Source organism: Burkholderia sp. BCC0397 (assembly GCF_902832865.1).
In the GTDB taxonomy this organism is placed as follows: domain Bacteria; phylum Pseudomonadota; class Gammaproteobacteria; order Burkholderiales; family Burkholderiaceae; genus Burkholderia.
This window is the reverse complement of the sequence record NZ_CADFDL010000006.1, coordinates 355,351-373,504: the sequence shown is the minus strand read 5'-3', so window position 1 is coordinate 373,504 and position 18,154 is coordinate 355,351. Positions and strand designations below refer to the sequence as shown.

The 18,154-nt window shown below is 68.7% G+C and carries 14 protein-coding genes and 1 pseudogene; 7 read left to right on the top strand and 8 right to left on the bottom strand.

The features are described from left to right. Positions 1-15: 15 nt before the first annotated feature. Positions 16-1,452, bottom strand: a complete 1,437-nt coding sequence (locus tag HWX03_RS21100) for a TolC family protein (RefSeq protein ID WP_244132712.1) — start codon at positions 1,450-1,452, stop codon at positions 16-18. 166 nt (positions 1,453-1,618) lie between these two features. Here HWX03_RS21100 and HWX03_RS21095 point away from each other — a divergent pair, with 166 nt between their 5' ends. Further along, complete coding sequence (locus HWX03_RS21095) at positions 1,619-2,392, top strand: helix-turn-helix transcriptional regulator (protein WP_174385475.1); 774 nt, start codon at positions 1,619-1,621, stop codon at positions 2,390-2,392. A gap of 117 nt (positions 2,393-2,509) precedes the next feature. Further along, positions 2,510-3,496: a LysR family transcriptional regulator gene (locus HWX03_RS21090; RefSeq protein WP_175872551.1), complete on the top strand. Its 987-nt coding sequence runs from the start codon at positions 2,510-2,512 to the stop codon at positions 3,494-3,496. Between the two features lie 28 nt (positions 3,497-3,524). On the opposite strand, the gene HWX03_RS21085 is transcribed toward HWX03_RS21090, so the two are convergent. From HWX03_RS21085 to HWX03_RS21065, 5 genes are read right to left on the bottom strand one after another with little or no spacing between them, the layout of a single operon-like run. After that, the gene (locus HWX03_RS21085) at positions 3,525-4,013 is read right to left on the bottom strand and encodes an SRPBCC family protein (protein ID WP_175872550.1); all 489 of its coding nucleotides are present in this window, start codon (positions 4,011-4,013) and stop codon (positions 3,525-3,527) included. A 55-nt stretch (positions 4,014-4,068) separates the two neighbouring features. Continuing rightward, complete coding sequence (locus HWX03_RS21080; RefSeq protein ID WP_175872549.1) at positions 4,069-7,635, bottom strand: amino acid adenylation domain-containing protein; 3,567 nt, start codon at positions 7,633-7,635, stop codon at positions 4,069-4,071. A 9-nt stretch (positions 7,636-7,644) separates the two neighbouring features. Beyond that, positions 7,645-8,571 carry a diiron oxygenase gene (locus tag HWX03_RS21075; RefSeq protein ID WP_175872548.1) on the bottom strand — a complete coding sequence of 309 codons (927 nt, stop codon included), beginning with the start codon at positions 8,569-8,571 and terminating at the stop codon, positions 7,645-7,647. Next, positions 8,568-8,957, bottom strand: a complete 390-nt coding sequence (locus HWX03_RS21070; protein WP_175872547.1) for a cupin — start codon at positions 8,955-8,957, stop codon at positions 8,568-8,570. The genes HWX03_RS21075 and HWX03_RS21070 overlap by 4 nt, the downstream gene beginning before the upstream one ends. Continuing rightward, the gene (locus HWX03_RS21065) at positions 8,954-9,736 is read right to left on the bottom strand and encodes a DUF3050 domain-containing protein (RefSeq protein WP_174385480.1); all 783 of its coding nucleotides are present in this window, start codon (positions 9,734-9,736) and stop codon (positions 8,954-8,956) included. The genes HWX03_RS21070 and HWX03_RS21065 overlap by 4 nt, the downstream gene beginning before the upstream one ends. 397 nt (positions 9,737-10,133) lie before the next feature. On the opposite strand from HWX03_RS21065, the gene HWX03_RS21060 reads away from it, so the two are divergent. Then, positions 10,134-11,495 (top strand): condensation domain-containing protein, encoded by a 1,362-nt coding sequence (locus HWX03_RS21060; RefSeq protein WP_175872546.1) that lies wholly within the window; start codon positions 10,134-10,136, stop codon positions 11,493-11,495. A gap of 56 nt (positions 11,496-11,551) precedes the next feature. Further along, the gene (locus HWX03_RS21055; protein WP_175872545.1) at positions 11,552-12,898 is read left to right on the top strand and encodes an aspartate aminotransferase family protein; all 1,347 of its coding nucleotides are present in this window, start codon (positions 11,552-11,554) and stop codon (positions 12,896-12,898) included. Between the two features lie 26 nt (positions 12,899-12,924). Here the strand turns inward: HWX03_RS21055 and HWX03_RS21050 are convergent, their stop codons facing one another. Next, positions 12,925-13,740, bottom strand: coding sequence for a helix-turn-helix transcriptional regulator (locus HWX03_RS21050; protein WP_175872544.1), 816 nt, complete (start codon positions 13,738-13,740; stop codon positions 12,925-12,927). Between the two features lie 196 nt (positions 13,741-13,936). Here HWX03_RS21050 and HWX03_RS21045 point away from each other — a divergent pair, with 196 nt between their 5' ends. After that, complete coding sequence (locus tag HWX03_RS21045; protein ID WP_174385484.1) at positions 13,937-14,650, top strand: autoinducer binding domain-containing protein; 714 nt, start codon at positions 13,937-13,939, stop codon at positions 14,648-14,650. A 72-nt stretch (positions 14,651-14,722) separates the two neighbouring features. Here HWX03_RS21045 and leuA read toward each other — a convergent pair whose 3' ends face one another. Continuing rightward, positions 14,723-16,432: a 2-isopropylmalate synthase gene (gene leuA, locus HWX03_RS21040; protein WP_208456811.1), complete on the bottom strand. Its 1,710-nt coding sequence runs from the start codon at positions 16,430-16,432 to the stop codon at positions 14,723-14,725. Between the two features lie 957 nt (positions 16,433-17,389). Between leuA and HWX03_RS21035 the strand changes: the two genes are divergently transcribed. Both HWX03_RS21035 and HWX03_RS21030 read left to right on the top strand, forming a co-directional pair. Next, complete coding sequence (locus tag HWX03_RS21035) at positions 17,390-17,779, top strand: fucose-binding lectin II (protein WP_174385486.1); 390 nt, start codon at positions 17,390-17,392, stop codon at positions 17,777-17,779. 71 nt (positions 17,780-17,850) lie between these two features. Continuing rightward, a pseudogene (locus HWX03_RS21030) lies at positions 17,851-18,110 on the top strand (fucose-binding lectin II); the annotation flags it as partial. Between the last annotated feature and the right edge of the window lie 44 nt (positions 18,111-18,154).

The following is an 18,154-nucleotide window of genomic DNA, read 5'->3' as shown; positions in this document are numbered from 1 at the left end:
TGCGAACGCGGCCGGCTACGGTTGCCAGCCGCCTCCGAGCGCCTTGAACACGGCGACCTGGTCGAGCGAGACCTGCTGCGTCGACTCGGCCAGCGCCGAATCGACCGCGACGAGGCTGCGCTGCGCGTCGAGCACGCCGAGGAAATCGAGTGCGCCGGCTTCGTAGTTCAGCTCGGCGAGGCGATACGCGCGCGCATGCTCGGCACGCGCGGTTTCGAGCGCGGCGCGGCGGCGCCATGCGGCGCCGTACCGGGCCAGCGCCTGCTCGGTTTCCTTCAGCGCGCGCAGCACCTGCGCATCGAATTGCGCGCGGGCGAGCGTGTCGTCGGCGCGGGCCTGCGCGAGTCGCGCGCGACTCGCCGCCATGTTCGGAAAGCGCCACGTGATCAGCGGGCCGACGCCCCATGCGATCGCGTACTTGTCGCCGAGCGTCGACGGATCGCCGCCGGTCGACAGCCAGTTCACCGAGCCGCCGAGCGAAATCGACGGATACAGCTCGGCCGTCGCCACGCCGATCCGCGCATTCGCGGCGGCCAGCTGGCGCTCGCTCTCGCGCAGGTCGGGGCGGCGGCGCAGCAGCGACGCGCCGTCGCCGACCGGGAACGGCCGCGCGAGCACCGGCGCGGTGCGGCAATGCGCGGCGGCGTCGGGCAGCGCGCCGGGCGCCCGCCCGGTCAGCACCGCGAGTTCGTACAGCGCCGCGCGACGCGAGCCGACGAGTGCCGGCAGATCGGCGCGCGTGTCGTCGGCGAATGCGCGCGACCGCGCCACTTCGAGGTCGGACACGAGCCCGTGCGCGCGCTGTTTCGCCGTCAGCGCGGCCAGCCGGTCCGCGATCCCGACCGACTGCTCGGCCACGTCGATCCGCTCGCCGTATGCGCACACCTGCGCATACGCGGCCGTCGTCTCGGCGGCCACCACGACGCGCATCGCATCGGACGCAGCCTGCACCGCATCCGCATCCGCCCGCGCGGCGTCGACCAGATGGCGCACGCGGCCCCACAGATCGACTTCCCACGACAGCGCGAACGACGGCGCGAAACCCCAGCGCGTGCGCGCATCGGTGTCCTTGGCCGCCGCGACGATCTGGTCGGGCGCGTGCTTGCCGTAGTCGACGCCGAACCCGGCCGTCGTGTCGGGCAGCCGCGCGGCGCCGGCCTCGTCGAACACGGCACGCGCGCGCTCGACCCGCGCCACGGCCGCCGCGAGATCGCGGTTCTGCTCAAGCGCATCGCGCACGAGGCCGTCGAGCACGGGATCGTCGTAGAGCCGCCACCAGCGTTGCGGCGGTTCGCCGGCCGCCGCGGCCGGCACGTCGGCCACCGCGTCGAACGGGCCGGTGCGCGCCGCGTCGGATACAGGCGGCCGGTACGGCTCGCCGACCGAACACGCGGCCAGCGCGGTCGATGCCAGCAGCACGGCCGCACAGGTGGCGCGCCGTACGCGCGGCAAGCGCGCCTCGACGGCGGAAGAAACGGGCGGAGCGGACGGAATGGACGGAACGCGCATCGGGTGGCAAGAAGGTCGAACAAACGATGGGCTTATGGTAATTTCGACCTATGCGGTCGATCTCGCGCGTAAAGCGCATTCGTCGTCGAGAAAAGGACATTCGGATCAATTGGAAAATTTCTTCGTCGCACTCGAGCGCCAGGCGCGCGACAAGCAGATCGCCGTCGTCGCGTCCGACTCGCCGGCGGGCATGGCGTACCCGCCGCATTCGCACCGCCAGGGCCAGCTGATCCACGCGATTTCCGGCGTGATGATCGTGCACGCGGACGCGGGCAGCTGGGTCGTGCCGACGGGCCGCGCGGTGTGGGTGCCGGGCGGCACGCAGCACGAGATCCGCTCGGCCGGCGACGTGCAGATGCGCACCGTGTTCGTCGGCCCCGAGGTGCGGCCGAGCCTGCCGGCCGAATGCCGGGTGATCGAAGTCGGCACGCTGTTGCGCGAACTGATCGTGACGGCCTGCGACCTGCCCGCCGACTACGACCTGTCGCACCGCGCGGGCCGCGTGCTCGCGCTGATCCTCGACGAGATCGAGATCGCGCCGTCGCTGTCGCTGCACGTGCCGATGCCGCGCCATCCCGCGCTCGTCGCGCTGTGCACGCGGCTCATCAACGACCCGTCGTCGGTCGTCACGCTGCAGGCGTGGGCGCGCGACGCGCACATGAACGAGCGCACGCTCGCCCGCGCATTCAAGCGCGAGACGGGCATGACGCACGGCGCGTGGTGCCGCCACGCGCGGCTGCTGCTGAGCCTGCCGCGCCTCGCCGCCGGCACGCCGATCCTCGAACTCGCGCTCGAACACGGCTACGACAGCCCCAGCGCGTTCGCGGCGATGTTCCGCAAGGCGCTCGGCGTCGCGCCCAGCGAATACTTCCGGCGGCGTTAGGGCCTGTCGATTGTCCGTTTTGCGACGATCGATCGCTGATGCGCGCGCGCGGCGTGCCGCGGCCGTCGCTACAGTAGCGGCATCGCCACATGGCCGGCCGGAGGTTTCGTTATCCCGATGGATCTGATTCAAAGCATGCAGGCGTTCGTCACGCTCGCCGACGCGGGCACCTTCACCGAGACCGGCAAACGGCTCGGCATCACGACCGCGCACGTCAGCCGGCTCGTCGCGTCGCTCGAGCATCGTCTCGGCATCCGCTTGCTGAACCGCACGACGCGTTCGATGTGCCTGACCGAAGCGGGCGAGCGCTATCTCGCCCGCGCCCGCGACATCACGCTCGCCGTCGATGCGAGCGAGCGCGAGGCGCGCGACGCGCGCGTGCATCCGCACGGCCGGCTGCGCGCGCATTGCAGCGCCAGCATCGCGAACCATTTCGTGATTCCGCTGATCGGGCAATTCCAGGCGCGCTACCCGGACGTCAGCGTCGACCTGACGCTCGCGCCGCACCTGCCGAAACTGGTGCGCGACAGCTACGACGTCGCGGTGATCGCGATGCCGAGCCTGCCGAGTTCCGAACAGGTCGCGATCGACGTCGGCCGGATCCGCAGCGTGCTGTGCGCATCGCCCGCGTATCTCGATGCGCACGGCACGCCCGATTCGCCGGGCGCGCTCGTGCACCATCGCTGCGTGCAACTGGTCGCGCCCGCGTATCACGAGCGCATCTGGACGCTGTGGCACGGCGCGGAAGCGCAAACGGTGGACGTCGATCCGTCGATGACGGCCGACGTCGCCGCGTCGCTCGCGATCGCTGTGCGCGAAGGCGCGGGGATCGGCTTGCTGCCGGACTTCGTCGCCGCGGCCGACCTGCGCTCGGGCGCGCTCGTGCGCGTGCTGCCCGACTACCAGGCGGAGGAAATCGGCGTGTTCCTGGTGTACGCGTCGCGCCAGCATCTCGATGCGAAGACGCGCGCATGGGTCGACTTCATGAAGGCCGCGCTGCGCGACGCATTCGCACAGGCGCACGACGACGCATACGCGCCACCGCCGGGGAAAAAAGGCCACGCGCCGGGCAAGGCCGGCACGTGGGCCGGCGCGGCCGCGTAGCGGCACCGCGCCGGCGGGCGATGCACGGTTACTGCGGCTTGAACAGCGCGCGCAGGTTCGTCATCGCCATGTCGAGGAAGCCGGTGACGAACGCGTCGAATTCCGGCTGGCGCGCGGCGCCGCCGTGCGACGGTTCGCCGGCGATGTCCCACGTCACCGTGCAGGCCTGCTCGCCGCGCGGCTCGACGCGCATCAGCGCCCACAGATTGCCGATGTCGAACGACGTATGGATCAGGCTCCACGTCATCACCATCGCTTCGTCGTCGTGGCTGTTGAGCTGTTCGACGACCACGTTGCCGTCCGCGAAATGCTTGATGCGCAGCGAGCGCACGCCTTCGCCGATCATGTCGGTATGGTCGAGCCCCGTGATGAAGCGCGAGAAGCCGGCGAAATCGCCGACCACGCGCCACGCGTCGCGGGCCGGCACGTCGAGATCGGCCGTGCCGGACAGGATCGGGGTTTGCGGCGCGTAGACGAGCGTGGACGGACGGGGTTGCGTTGCAGTACGTTGCAGCATGATGCCTCCTTGATGAATGATGCGATGACAGCGATTGATCAAACGGGGTACGTCTTCACCACGCGGGTTCGGGCTCGGCGTCGCGGCGGGCGTCGTTCGCGCGCGGCGCGAGCGCGGGCTCGGCCGGCGGCGGCATGAATCCGCATTCGGCGAGATAGCCGAAATGCGCATCGAGCAGCGCGTCGTCCTTGTCCGGATACGCGACGCCGAGCCGGCGCAGCGTCGCCTCGGTGCGCGCGTGGTCGATCACGGCCATGTCGCCGATATCGTCCTGCCGGTCGTCGAGATAGAACGCGACGACGTCGAACAGCGCATTCGATTCGTCGATCGACAACAGCCGCTCGCGCCACGCTTCCGGCGCCTCGAAACGCAGCGGATAGCCGCGCCGCGCGAGCGCACGCAGGTAGCCGGCCCAGTCGAGCGGGCGCGGGTTGTGCAGATGGAACACGCGCTCGGTGCGCGCACCGTCGAGCGTGCATGCGACGATCGCGCGCGCCAGGTAGTCGACGGGGCTCAGGTCGAACAGCCCGCCCTCGCTCGCGAGCGGTGCGCAGCCGAGCTGCACCGCGCCCTTGAGCAGCAGCAGGATCCGGTTGCGTCCCGGCTGGCACAGCCCCGTGCGCGAATGGCCCGTGATGTTGCCGGGCCGCAGGATCGTCGTGTCGATCCCGCGCGCCGCCGCTTCGGCAACGAGATGCTCGGACACCCACTTCGTCAGGTTGTAGCCGTTGTTGACGAAGGCAGGGCCGGCCTCCGACGGGGCCGCCTCGATCAGGCGGCCCGTCGGGCCCGTCGCGCTCGCCGCGGATAGCGTCGATACGAAATGCAGCGCCTTGCGGCGGCCGCTGCAGCACAGGCGGAGCAGTTCGAGCGTCGAGCCGACGTTCTCCGCGTGCAGGTACGGGTAGTCGTACACGTGGTTCACGTGTGCGCCGTTGTGGTGGATCGCGCCGACCTCGGCCGCGAGCGTCTGCCACTGCGCGTCCGACAGCCCGAGGCGCGGCGCGCCGAGATCGCCGCGCAGCACCCGCACGCGCGGATGCCCGCACAGATGGCCGAGCCCGTTGACGAACGCCGCTTCGTCGAGCCGCCGGCGCGCGCTCGCATCGTCGTCGCCGCGCACGACGCAGTAGACGATCTGGTTCGTGCGGCTGATCAGCTCGCTGAGGATGAAGCTGCCCAGGAAGCCGTTCGCGCCGGTCAGCAGCACCGCGCCGGGGCCGTCGCCCGCCGGCTGGTCGGCCGGCAGTCGCACGTCGTCGGGCAAGCGGCGATCGTCGTGCACGCGCGCCGGCACGTTCGCGCCGCGCTCGACCGACTCGTCGGTCAGCAGCGCCGCGAGCGCGGCGACCGTCGGCCGCTCCATGAAACGCGCGAGCGCCGCGTTGCCGCCCAGCTCGCGCTTCACCGCCAGCATCAGCCGCGACACCAGCAGCGAATGGCCGCCCAGTTCGAAGAACGACGCATCGCGGCCGATCTCGTCCGGCGCGAGTTCGAGCAGCGCCGCCCACAACGCGGCGAGACGCGTCTCCAGCGGGCCGCGCGGCGCGGCGCGCGTGTCGCTCCCGGCACGCGACACCGGCAGGCGCGCCAGCGCGGCGCGATCGATCTTGCCGTTCGGCGTCGCGGGCAGCACGTCGAGCGCCGTGATGTCGTACGGCACCATGTAGTCGGGCAGCGTGGCGGCCAGCACGGCGCGCAGCGCGTCGGGCGTCGCCGCCGCATCGACCGGCTTCGCGGCGAACAGGCGGATGCGCTTGCGCTCGTCGGGCACCACCGCGCACTGACGGTACAGCCCTGCCGCCAGCGCGGCCGTCTCGATCTCGCCCGGCTCGACGCGAAAACCGCGAATCTTCAGTTGCGTGTCGCGGCGGCCCACGTAGCGCAGCGAACCGTCCGGCTCCCAACTGGCGATGTCGCCCGTGCGGTACATCGTCGCGCCCGGCGTGCCGTACGGATCGGCGACGAAACGCTCGGCGCTCAGGTCGGGGCGGCCGAGATAGCCGAGCCCGACGCCCGCGCCGGCGATGCACAGCTCGCCTTCCTCGCCGGTGAGCGCCGGACGGCCGTCGGCCGCGAGCACATGGCAGCGCGCGTTCGCGATCGGCCGGCCGATGCGCCGGTTGCTGTCGCCGGCGCGCAGTTCGCCCGTCGTCGCGAGCACCGTGCATTCGGTCGGCCCGTAGATGTTGTGCAGCCGCCGGTTCGCGCTCCAGCGCGCGATCGTGTCGGGGTCGCACACGTCGCCGCCCGTGACGAGATGCGCGAGCGCGGGCCAGTCGCAATCCGGCAGCGCCGCGAGCAGCGCGGGCGGCAGAAACGCGTGCGTGATCCGCGCGTCGGCAACGAGCGCCGCGAGCGCGTCGAGTTCGCGGCGCTGCGCTTCGCTCGGCGCGACCAGCGTCGCACCGGCGAGCCAGGTCGGAAACATGTCGAGCAGCGATGCATCGAATGCGACCGTCGAGAACTGCAGCACGCGCGACGACGCATCGAGCGACACGTGCGCGCGATACCAGTGGCAGAACTGCACGATGTTTCGGTGCGACAGCATCACGCCCTTCGGCACGCCGGTCGAACCCGACGTGTAGATCGCGACCGCGCAGCGCGCATCGCGGTCGGCATCGCGTTCGAGCGGCCACGCGCCGGCCGGCGCATCGGGCGCAGCGTCCGCTTCCGCGTGGGTGCCGCAGTCGATCACGTCGAGGTCGAGCCCGTCGAGCAGCGCCGGCTCGACCGCACCGCCCACGACGAGCGCCTGCGCACCCGATTCGCGCAGGATCGTACGGGCGCGCTCGGGCGGAAACGCGGGATCGAGCGGCACGCAGGTCGCACCGGCGCCCAGCACGCCGACGATCGCCGGATACAGCGCGACGCCCTTGTCGAGCCGCACGGCGACCACGCGCGGCGCGGCAGGCCGCGCGGCGATGCGCGCGGCGACCTGGCGGGCACGCGTGACCAGCTCGCGATAGGTCAACTGGCCGTCGGCCGCGACGAGCGCGCAGGCGTCCGGCGCAGCGGCCGCCGCACGCGACACGAGTTCCGGCAACGACGGTTCGCACGGCCACGCTGCGGCCGTGTCGTTCGACGCGTGCCAGCCGGCCAGCCGTTCGAGATCGAGCACGATCTCGGCCGGCCCGGGCGGCGTGGCGCGCGGCGCATCGTGCGGATCGCTCAGCTCGCGGGCGATTGCGCTCGCGACTTCGTGCATCAGATCGACCGCGCATGCGGCGATCTCGTCCGCGAGATCGGCGCCGTTGAGCGCCGCGCCGAACGCGAGCGTCGCGTCGGCCAGCACGCGCGTGTCGCCCGGCGCCGCGTCCGCGAGCCACGCGACGCGTACCTCGCGCGGCGGAAACGCATCGGCGACGATCTCGCAATGCAGCGGCCGTGCGTGCGCGCAATGCACGGCGGGGTCCGGCGCGCCGCAGACGATCGACCACTCGGCCGCGTGGCGCAACGTGTCGGGCGCCGGCGCCGGCAACAGCAGCGCATCGGCCGCGTCGCGCAACGGGCCGTCGCGGCCGTCGGCGATACAGACGGTATGGCCGGTCGCCTCGAGTTCAGCCGCCAGCCGTGCAGCGAGACGGGTCTGGCCGCCGATCGCAATGATGATCGCTTTCATCGACGTGACTCACAGGTAGTCGGACAGGGCCGCGCGGGTCGGCGCGTGATCGAGCAGGCCGCTCATCCGGAAGAACTGCCGGATGTTGACGATCATCGGATGCTGGCTCGTGATCGGATATGCGCCGACCATGTCGTCCGCGATCCGCGCGCGCTCAGTGGCCGGCAGATCGAGCGCGTCGATCAGGCGGCGATCGAACTGCAGTTGCAGATCGGCGCTCAGGTATTCGCGCAGGAAGCACGGCAGCCCTTCGCCGAGCGCAAGCCGCGCGGGTTCGTCGATCTCCGACCAGTACAGCTTCACGAGATTGATCCAGAACGCCGAGTGACGGCCTTCGTCCGCGAGGTGATCGGCCATCACGCCCTTCACCGAGCGCTTCAGCGTCGCGTCGCGCGAGAACGCCGCGACTTCCGCCGTGACCGTGTTCTCCGAGATCGCGACGCACAGCAGCTCCATGCCGTCGCGGTACTGCGCGCCGACCCGCTCGACCGCGCGCGGAATCGCGCGCGACAGCTCGATCTCGTTGTTCGGCGGCAGCGGCGCGATGCCGGTGGCCTCCTCGACCTGCCGCAGGTAGTCCATTGCGACGTACGCGTGATAATCCTCGTCGATCACCACGGTCATCGCATCCTGCCGGCACGCGAACGGAAACGGGTGCGCGAACCGGCCGCGCGCGATCCGCAACGCGGTGGCGTTGACGATCTCCGTCTCGAAGATAATCACGTCCTGGATGTACTTGTAGAAGCTCTGCAGCAGGACGAAATCGCGCACCGCATCGCCCGCGTCGACGATCGCCGCGTGCGCGCACAGCGGCTGGCGTTCGAGCGGGTAGTAGCGCAGTTCGTCGTCCTCGACGATCCGCCGCGGGCGCGATCGCACGGTCGCGCGCGCCTCCCAGCGATCGACGTGACTCACGTAGGTGACGGCGGTCGTCATCGCGTGTCCTCCGGGGAACCGTAGTAATGGATTTCAAGCAGCAGGCAGCCCGCGTCGCTGCGGAACGGGCCATGCGGCGTGCCGGCCGGACGCACGAAGTAGCTGCCTTCCCGATACGTCGCGCGATACTCGCGCGTCGCGACGTCGACCAGGCTCTGGTCGCCGTCGATCAGGTGCACTTCCTCGTGGTAGTCGTGCAGGAACGGCACGCGCGTGCCCGCGCCGGGATCGAACCGCACGATCCGGGTCCGGATGCCGCGCTTCGCGTGCTCGTCCAGCGTATCGACGAGCACGACCTGGTCGATGCCGTCGTCGAACGCCGCCGGGTGCTCCCAGTCGAGCGCCGCGAAATCGACGATGCGCTCCGACAGCCCGCGCGCGTTCATGCCGGCACCACGTTGCGGGTCTGGCCGAGATGCGCGAGCAGCCCGTCCCACAGACGCATCCGCTCGTCGATCGCATCGAGCCCGGCCTGCAGCGCTTCCTCGAGCTTCGCCGCGTCGCCGTCGGCCGCCTCGCGGATCATCGCGCGCGCCGCCGGCCCGTGTTCGCCCGAATCCACTTCGATATGGCGGTCGAGGTAATACACGAGCAGCGGGATCGACGCGCGCTCGATCTTCCATTCGTCGAGCAGCGTGCGGAACATGTCGGGAATCACGTTCTCGCGGCCGTAGAAGAAATTGCCGAGCACCTGGTGCGTCGCACCCGACGTGCACGCAGCCATCGTCGCCTCGACGAAGCGGATCACCGGCTCCGGCGCATCGACGGCCTTCAGCGCGGCCGACACCGAGAAGCCCGAGCGCACCAGCGACACCATTTCCTCGATGCGCGACGTCGACGCGCCGACATCGCGCATCGCGTGCAGGTACAGGTCGTAGTGGCTCATGTGGCCGTTCGGCGTTTCGTCCGATTCCTCGCCGAGCACGATCTCGTTGATGAGGCGCGACGCGTTCGCGTTGCGCGGCGCGACCCACGGCACCGCGACGGTCGTCAGGTCCTGCTGCAGCCGCTTCACGAGCGACATGAAATCCCACACGGCGAACACGTGCCATTCCATGAACACGCGCAGCTCGTCGATGGTACGGATCGATCCGAACACCGGATGATGCGCGAGCCGCTCGTGCTGCTCGCCGATTTTTCGCTCCAGCCCTTCCAGTTGATTCACGGGACTCTCCTAGTAATGTCCGCTCGCGCCAGCCCACCGCGCCGGCTTCCGGCGCCGGAAACCGTTTCCGGCGAATTGCCTGCATGCCGTTTTCGGCTTGTGCAGCAATTTCAGGCATCGATGCTAAATAAGCTGACAATTTGCCGCCTATTCAAAACGGACATTCTCATATTCTTTCCGGACCAGACTACCCACTCACGCCTCAACGCCTTTACCGGCAAGGCTTTGCCGAATTACCGACGAAACCGCGCGGAATTGACAGCCGCAAATCGGGCTGTCTAGGATAAGAATTGCAATTCATCAAGAAATGAAATGCACGATGCGAATGTGCATTTTTTATTAAACAAATACGCGCATTTAATTCATCCACCGGCATAAGCTTTCCAGGAGAAACGACGTGACCGATTCGACGCTTCAATTGCCGCTGTCCGCGCCGCAGCGCGATTTCTGGGAGGCCGCGCTCGCGTATCCCGTCCCGTCGACGCATATCTACGCGGCCGAGTATTTCGAGATTCGCGGTGCACTCGACACCGATGCATTCGAACGCGCGCTGCGGCAGGTGATTCGCGAGGCGCAGACGCTGCACACGACGCGGATCGTGCTGGATGGGGACACGCCGGTGCGCGTGCTCGACGCCGCGCTCGCCGACGACTGGGCGCTCGAACGCGTCGACCTCGCCGGCACGAAAGACGCGCACGCCATCGCGCTCGCCGGCATGCGCGCGCACTGCACCGGCGCGATCGAGCTGGCGCGCGGGCCGTTCTTCCGCCACACGCTGTACCGCATCGCGCCGGATCACTACTACTGGTATCACGGCTACGCGCACATCCTGGTCGACGGCTATTCGGGCAGCCTGATCGCCACACGCGCCGCCGAGCTGTACAGCGCATTCGCCGCGGGCGCCAAGGCGCCGCCCGCGCGCTTCGCGTCGCTCGCCGAGCTGCAACTCGACGAAGACGCGTACCGCGCGTCCGAACAGTTCGCGCACGACCGCCGCTACTGGCTCGAACGCTTCGCGGACCAGCCGCGCACGGTCACGCTCGCCGGCCCCGCACGCTTTCCCGAGCGCGACGACGGGCCCGACCTGCGCGAGACGCGCATCGCGAGCGCGACCGAGAGCGCGCGCATCGAGGCGGTCGCCAAGGGGCTGTTCACGTCGACGGTGCCGCGGCTCGTCACCGCGCTGACCGCCGCGTACCTGTACCTGAACACCGGCGCGCACGACATCGTGCTGTCGGTCGCCGCGATGGCGCGCACGTCTGCGCGCGAGCGCCGCACGCCGGCGCAGTGCGCGAACATGCTGCCGCTGCGCCTGCACGTCGAGCCGGGCCACACGCTCGACGATCTGTGCCGCCAGGCGAACCGCGAGATGACCGCGCTGCGCCAGCACCAGCGCTACCGGATGGGCGACCTGCACCGCGAGCTGACGTCGCTCGACAACGGCCAGGGCGTGTTCGGCCCCGAGATCAATATCATGGCGTTCGACTACGACCTGCGGTTCGGCGACTGCGTGACGACGTCGCACAACCTGTCCGTCGGCACCACCGACGACCTGATGGTGAACCTGACCGACCGCCGCAACGGCGAGCCGCTGCGCTTCGACTTCGACGCGAGCCCGCAGTACTACAGCCGCGACACGCTGAACGCCCACGTCGGACAGTTCCTGACTTTCATGCGCGTCGCGCTCGACGACCCGTTCGCGACGCTCGGCGCGCTCGAAAGCCGGCTCGACTTTCAACCGGCGGTGCTCGCCGGCTGAGCGTCATCCGCATCACCGTGTTGCCCTATCCAACCGAATCACTACGGAGTCCTATCATGTCCTATTCGGAATCGCGCTTCTGGCATCCCCGGCAACATCCGCTCGCCGCGTCGCGCCCGCCGATCCGCATCACGCGCGGCGAAGGCTGCTACCTGTACGACGACACCGGCAGGCCGTATCTCGACGCGGTCGCGTCGCTGTTCAACGTGTACGTCGGTCACGGCCGGCGGGAGATCAAGGAAGCGATCGTCCGACAGCTCGACGAGCTCGACTATCACCCGGTGTTCGCCGGGTTCAGCCATCCGCGCGCGGAAGAGCTGTCGGCGCGGCTGGTCGGCATGCTCCAGCCGGAAGACATGAGCCGCGTGATCTTCGGCTCCGGCGGCTCGGACGCCGTCGAGGCCGCGCTGATGATCGCGCGGCAATACTGGAAGGTGTCCGGGCAGCCCGAGCGCACCAAGTTCATCGCGCTGCGCCAGGCCTATCACGGCTCGCACTTCGGCGGCAGTTCCGTCACCGGCAACACCGTCTACCGGCGCAACTACGAGCCGACGCTCGCCGGCTGCTTCCACGTCGAGACGCCGTGGATCTATCGCAACCCATTCACGCACGACCCCGAGGAACTCGGCCGGCTGTGCGCGTCGCTCGTCGAGCGCGAGATCCTGTTCCAGGGGCCCGATACCGTGGCCGCCTTCATCGCCGAACCGGTGCAGGCGACCGGCGGCATCATCGTGCCGCCCGCGAACTACTGGCCGCTGGTGCGCGAAGTGTGCGACCGCCACGGCGTGCTGCTGATCGCCGACGAAGTCGTGACGGGCTTCGGCCGGACCGGCGCGGCGTTCGGCAGCCGCGGCTGGGGCGTCGCGCCGGACATCATGTGCCTCGCGAAGGGCGTGTCGTCGGGGTATCTGCCGCTCGGCGCGACCGTCGTCAACCGCCGCATCGAGAACGCGTTCGCGTCCAACCCGGGCGGCATCGGCACGCTGATGCACGGCTACACCTACTCGGGCCACCCGATCGTCTGCGCGGCCGCGCTCGCGAACCTGCAGATCATCGTCGACGAGGATCTCGCCGGCAACGCGGCGCGCGAAGGCGCGTACCTGCTCGAGCGGCTGCAGCCGCTCGTCGACCGCTATCCGGTCGTCGGCGACGTGCGCGGCAAGGGGCTGCTGGTCGGCATCGACCTCGTGAAGGACAAGGCGACGCGCGAATCGATCGATCCGTCGGACGGCTATGCGGCCGCGCTCGCCGACGCCGCGCGCGATGCGGGCGTGCTGATCCGCTCGCTCGGCAACCGGCTCGCGATCGCGCCGCCGCTCGTGATCGGCCGCGAGGACGTCGACCGGATCGTGCACGCGGTCGAGCATGCGTTCGAAGTGGTGCCGCGCTGGACCGCACGCTGAACGCGGCAGCGGGAGCAGGGCGGCGGTCAGCGCGCCGCCGCTTCCGCCGCCGCGAGGTACTGGCTCGGCGTGACGCCGAACGCGCGCTTGAAGGTGGCCGCATAGGTGGTCGGGCTGCGATAGCCGACCTGATGCGCGGCCTGCGTGACGGGCATGCCGCTCGCGAGCAGCGCGAGCGACATCGACAGCCGCAGTTGCTGGCGCCACGCAGCCACGCTCATGCCGGTCTCGCTGCGAAACAGGCGCGCCAGGTGGCGCGCACTCAGCGCGGCGTCGCGCGCGAGCGTGTCGAGCGGCAACTCGCAGTGCGGCTCGCGCTGCAGCCGCTCGCACAGCTTCAGCAGGCGCCGGTCGCGCGGCAGCGGCAGCGTGAGCGGCGTCTGCGCGAGTTCGCTCAGTTCGTCGGCGAACAGGCGCGCGAGCGGGTCGTGGTCGATGCTGCAATCGAACGGATGCGAAACACGCGTGGCGAGTGCGCGCAGCAGCGGCGATACCGTCATCGCGCACAACGTGGCCGGCAGCCGCGCGCTGAGCGCGTCGCCGAGATAGAGCGAGTAGAGCTGCACGTCGTCGGCGACGCGCATCGCATGGACGGTGCGCGCCGGAATCCAGATCGCGCGCAGCGGCGGGGTGATCCAGCGCTGGCCTTCGACGTCGAGTACTAATACGCCGCGCGTCGTAAACAATAGTTGCCCGGCCTGATGGGCGTGCGGTGCATACTCGTGAGCAAGCGCGTGGGCAGGAGCCGACGCGCAGGGAGGCTCGATCGCGCGGATCCCGCCGAAGGCGAACGCGCGCGCACCGGCGCGCGCGAGGAGAGGCACGTCTTGAACGCTGGTCATGGTCGATCGTCCTGATACGAAACCGGAGGGGCACCGCAACACGTGAAACGACGGGGGGACAGGTGCCCGCACAAGCGGGCCCGTCGTGCGAACAGCCGCCATTAAACCGGCGTCGGCTTCGTCTCAAAACTGTCCTTTTGAACAGGATACGCGCGGGCCGCAATGTACGGCCCGCCCACACCAACGAGGAACACCGATGGACCTGACAATACTGCACGACTGTTTCGACGCACTACAGCGCGCACCCACCGCGGAAGCCGCGTTCCCGCCGATTGCCGCCGCCGCCGCCGCGCTCGGGTTCCGGTATTGCGTGTATGGCTTGCGCCGCACGCTGCCGCTCGCCCGGCCCGACATGCAGATCGTCGGCAATCATCCGCGCGAGTGGGAACACCGTTACGTGAAATTCGGCTACGTCGCGATCGATCCGATCATCAAGCGGGTCGCGAGCCAGCCGCGGCCGGTCGTCTGGAACGCGTTCGACGAACCGGGCGACACCGCGTTCTGGCACGACGCGGCATGCTTCGGGATGCGTTACGGCTGGTCGCATGGCGGCTACGACCGGGCCGGCAACCTCGGCGTGCTGACGCTCGTGCGCGACACGACGCCGCTCGACGCGGATGAAATCTCACGGCTGCGCGCACCCTGCGCGAGCCTCGCGCATGCGGCGCACGCGTACCTGATGCCGCGCCTCGCCGATCCGATCGCGCCGGTCGGCAGCGGGCTGACGCTGCGCGAGCGCGAGGTGCTGGCGTGGACGGCCGACGGCAAGACGGCCTACGAGATCGGGATGATCTTCGGGATCGCGGAGCGGACGGTAAAGTTCCACCTGCAGAACGCCGTCGTGAAGCTCGACGCGATGAACAAGACGCATGCGGCCACCAAGGCCGCGATGCTCGGGCTGCTGCCCTGACGGCGCGCATGCGCGCGCCGTGATCTGAAAAAAGAAACCCGGGCCGGCCCTGCCGCCCGGGTTTCGAGCCGCTTACGCGACGGCCTGCACCGCCGGCTGCCCGGCAAAGAAGGTTGCCTGCACAACTTCATCCGCGCGGGCATACGCGCGGTTCACGCCGCTGATCACCGCACGAATCGACGCGGTCGTCAGGTTCGCATCGACACCGACACCGAACGCACTGCCGCGCACGCCCGTGCCGGCCAGCTCGGCGATCGCGATCGCCTTCGCATCGGCGCCCTGCGACAGCGCGCGTTCCTCGTAATGCTGGATCCGCAGCGGCGTGTGCAGCGCATGCATCAGCGCGTCGAGCGGGCCGTTGCCTTCGCCGCGCAGCACGCGGCGCTCGCCGTGCACGTCGGCGGTCAGCACGATCGTCTCGCGGCCGCCGCGTTCAGTCAGCTCGTGGCCGACATAACGCAGCGGCGTATCGCTTTCGACGTATTCCTGTTGGAACAGCGACCAGATCTGCGCGCTCGTCACCTCGTGCCCGCTCTCGTCGGTCAGGCGCTGCACGGCCGCGCTGAAATCGACCTGCATGCGGCGCGGCAGCGCGACGCCGTAGCCCTGTTCGAGCAGGTACGCGATACCGCCCTTGCCCGACTGGCTGTTCACGCGAATGATCGAATCGTACGTGCGGCCGAGATCGTTCGGATCGATCGGCAGGTACGGGACTTCCCACATGGCGTCGGCGCGCTGCACTGCCAAGCCCTTCTTGATCGCGTCCTGGTGCGAGCCGGAGAACGCGGTGAACACGAGGTCGCCGACATACGGATGGCGCGGGTGGACCGGCAACTGCGTGCATTCCTCGGACGTACGCGCGACTTCGTTGATCTGCGAGAAATCGAGGCCCGGATCGACGCCCTGCGTGTACAGGTTCAGCGCGAGCGTCACGAGATCGACGTTACCCGTGCGTTCGCCGTTGCCGAACAGGCAGCCCTCGATCCGGTCGGCGCCGGCCATCACCGCGAGCTCGGCCGCCGCGACCGCGGTGCCGCGGTCGTTGTGCGGGTGTACGGACAGGATCAGCGAATCGCGGCGCGCGAGGTTCCGGTGCATCCATTCGATCTGGTCCGCATAGTAATTCGGCGTGCCGATTTCCACCGTGGCCGGCAGGTTCACGATCGACTTGCGCTCCGGCGTCGGCTGCCACACGTCGAACACCGCGTCGCAGACTTCCTTCGCGAAATCGAGTTCGGTCGCCGTGAACGTTTCCGGGCTGTACTGCAGCGTGAATTGCGTGTCGGTCGCCGCATCGGCGCACCGCTTGATCGTGCGCGCCGCGTTCACCGCGAGCTGCTTCACGCCGTCGCGATCGAGGCCGAACACGATCTTGCGGAATTCCGGCGCGGTCGCGTTGTACAGGTGCACGATCGCGCGCTTCGCGCCGCGCAGCGACGCGAAGGTGCGCTCGATCAGGTCGTCGCGCGCCTGCGTCAGCACTTCGATCGTCACGTCGTCAGGAATGTGGCCGCCTTCGATCAGTTCGCGGACGAAGTTGAAATCGGTTTCGGACGCGGACGGGAACGCGACCTCGATCTCCTTGAAGCCGATCGCGACCAGCGTCTTGAACATCCGCATCTTGCGCGCGGCGTCCATCGGTTCGAACAGCGCCTGGTTGCCGTCGCGCAGGTCGGTGCTCATCCAGATCGGCGCCTGCGTGATCGTGCGCGACGGCCACGTACGGTCGGGCAGGTTGACGGGCGTGAACGGTCGGTATTTCGTCGCGGGGTTCTTCAGCATCATGATGTCGGTCCTCGGTCTGTTTGTCGGTGAAGCGCAGCGCGGCGGCCATCGGCGGTAGAGGCCGGCTGCACGCGCAGCGGTGAAAACGGCAAGAAAGCGGCACAACGGCAAAGCGGTACGGCAAACGACAGCCTTGGCGGTTGAGCGACCGGGACGGAGCAGAGTGGTGACGGAAGAAAGACGAACTCAGGCGCCGGTCGACAACCGGGGCCAGGTCGGTGATGCGGGGAAAATCTGGCGCTTCAGGAACGAAGCAGATGGAAAGCGCGCAGCCGCAGACCCAGCCCGGAGAAGCGGGCTAGTAGTCGTAGCGAGAAGAGGAACTGGGCGGCGTGCATGACCCGCATCAAATCACAGGGTGGCCACGGCTGTCAACCGGGGGGCTTCCGTCCCGCTTCATTCCCCGACGCACGCGTTGGCGCAGAATCAGCCCTGTCCGATAGGCGACGGCTGTCCCCGTCGATATGCTTCACGGGTGCGGCGCCGGTGAGGCCCTATTCATGTTCGGAGTGAGTCGGTCCATCCTCTTCGCCGGTCGCCGCACACACCCCTCCCTTGCAATCGGGCTTCGGTGTGGGCGTTCGACGGTGGCCGGTGGGCGCGGCCACGACAGAGATGTCGATGTTGAAACGAAACGCTGCCATATGCGAACGCCGAGCGTCTGCTCCGAAGCCCGATTGCGCCCCACCTCGCTCGCCCCGCCTGCCCGCTCGCGCATCGTTCAGGAAAGCGATACGCGCATCGATATAATTTATCGAATATATCGAAATCCATTTCATTAAAGACATTTCAGTCAATCGATTAGCGTTGCTTTTCGATTTACTGAACAATAACCATTCCCATCTGAATATTTTTTTATTTATTTTTCGTCATGCTCGGTACGTCGCGTTTCAAACTGCAAACGTTTGCGCGACAAGGCCCACGGCCTTACCCAATAATCAACAGGAGATAAGCATGGCCGATTCTCAAACGTCATCCAACCGTGCCGGCGAGTTTTCGATTCCGCCGAATACCGATTTCCGTGCGATTTTCTTCGCGAATGCAGCCCAGCAACAGCACATCAAGCTGTTTATCGGCGACAGCCAGGAACCCGCCGCGTATCACAAGCTGACGACGCGCGACGGCCCGCGCGAAGCCACGCTGAATTCCGGCAACGGCAAGATCCGTTTCGAAGTGTCGGTGAACGGCAAGCCGTCGCCGACCGACGCGCGCCTCGCGCCGATCAACGGCAAGAAGTCGGACGGTTCGCCGTTCACGGTCAACTTCGGGATCGTCGTGTCGGAAGACGGCCACGACAGCGACTACAACGACGGGATCGTCGTGCTCCAGTGGCCGATCGGCTGACCTGACGCGCGATCGACGCCCGCCCCGCGACGCCTCTGCGCCGGCCGGCGCTTTGCGCCCGGTACAGCGGCGTCTACATCGACGACGACCCGAAACCACCGCGACGTTCAAGGGCGCCGGCGCCCAGGACCAGAACCTCGGCACGAAGGTGCTCGATTCCGGCAACGGACACGTGCGCGTGATCGTGACGGCGAACGGCAGGCCGTCGCGGCTCGGCTCGCGACAGGCCGACATTTTCAAGAAGTCGTACTTCGGGATCGTCGGGTCGGAAGACGGCGCCGTCGACGATTACAACGACGGCATCGTGTTCCTGAACTGGCCGCTCGGCTGAGCGGCGGCCGTCACGACACATCGCAATGGCGACGGGGCCAACCC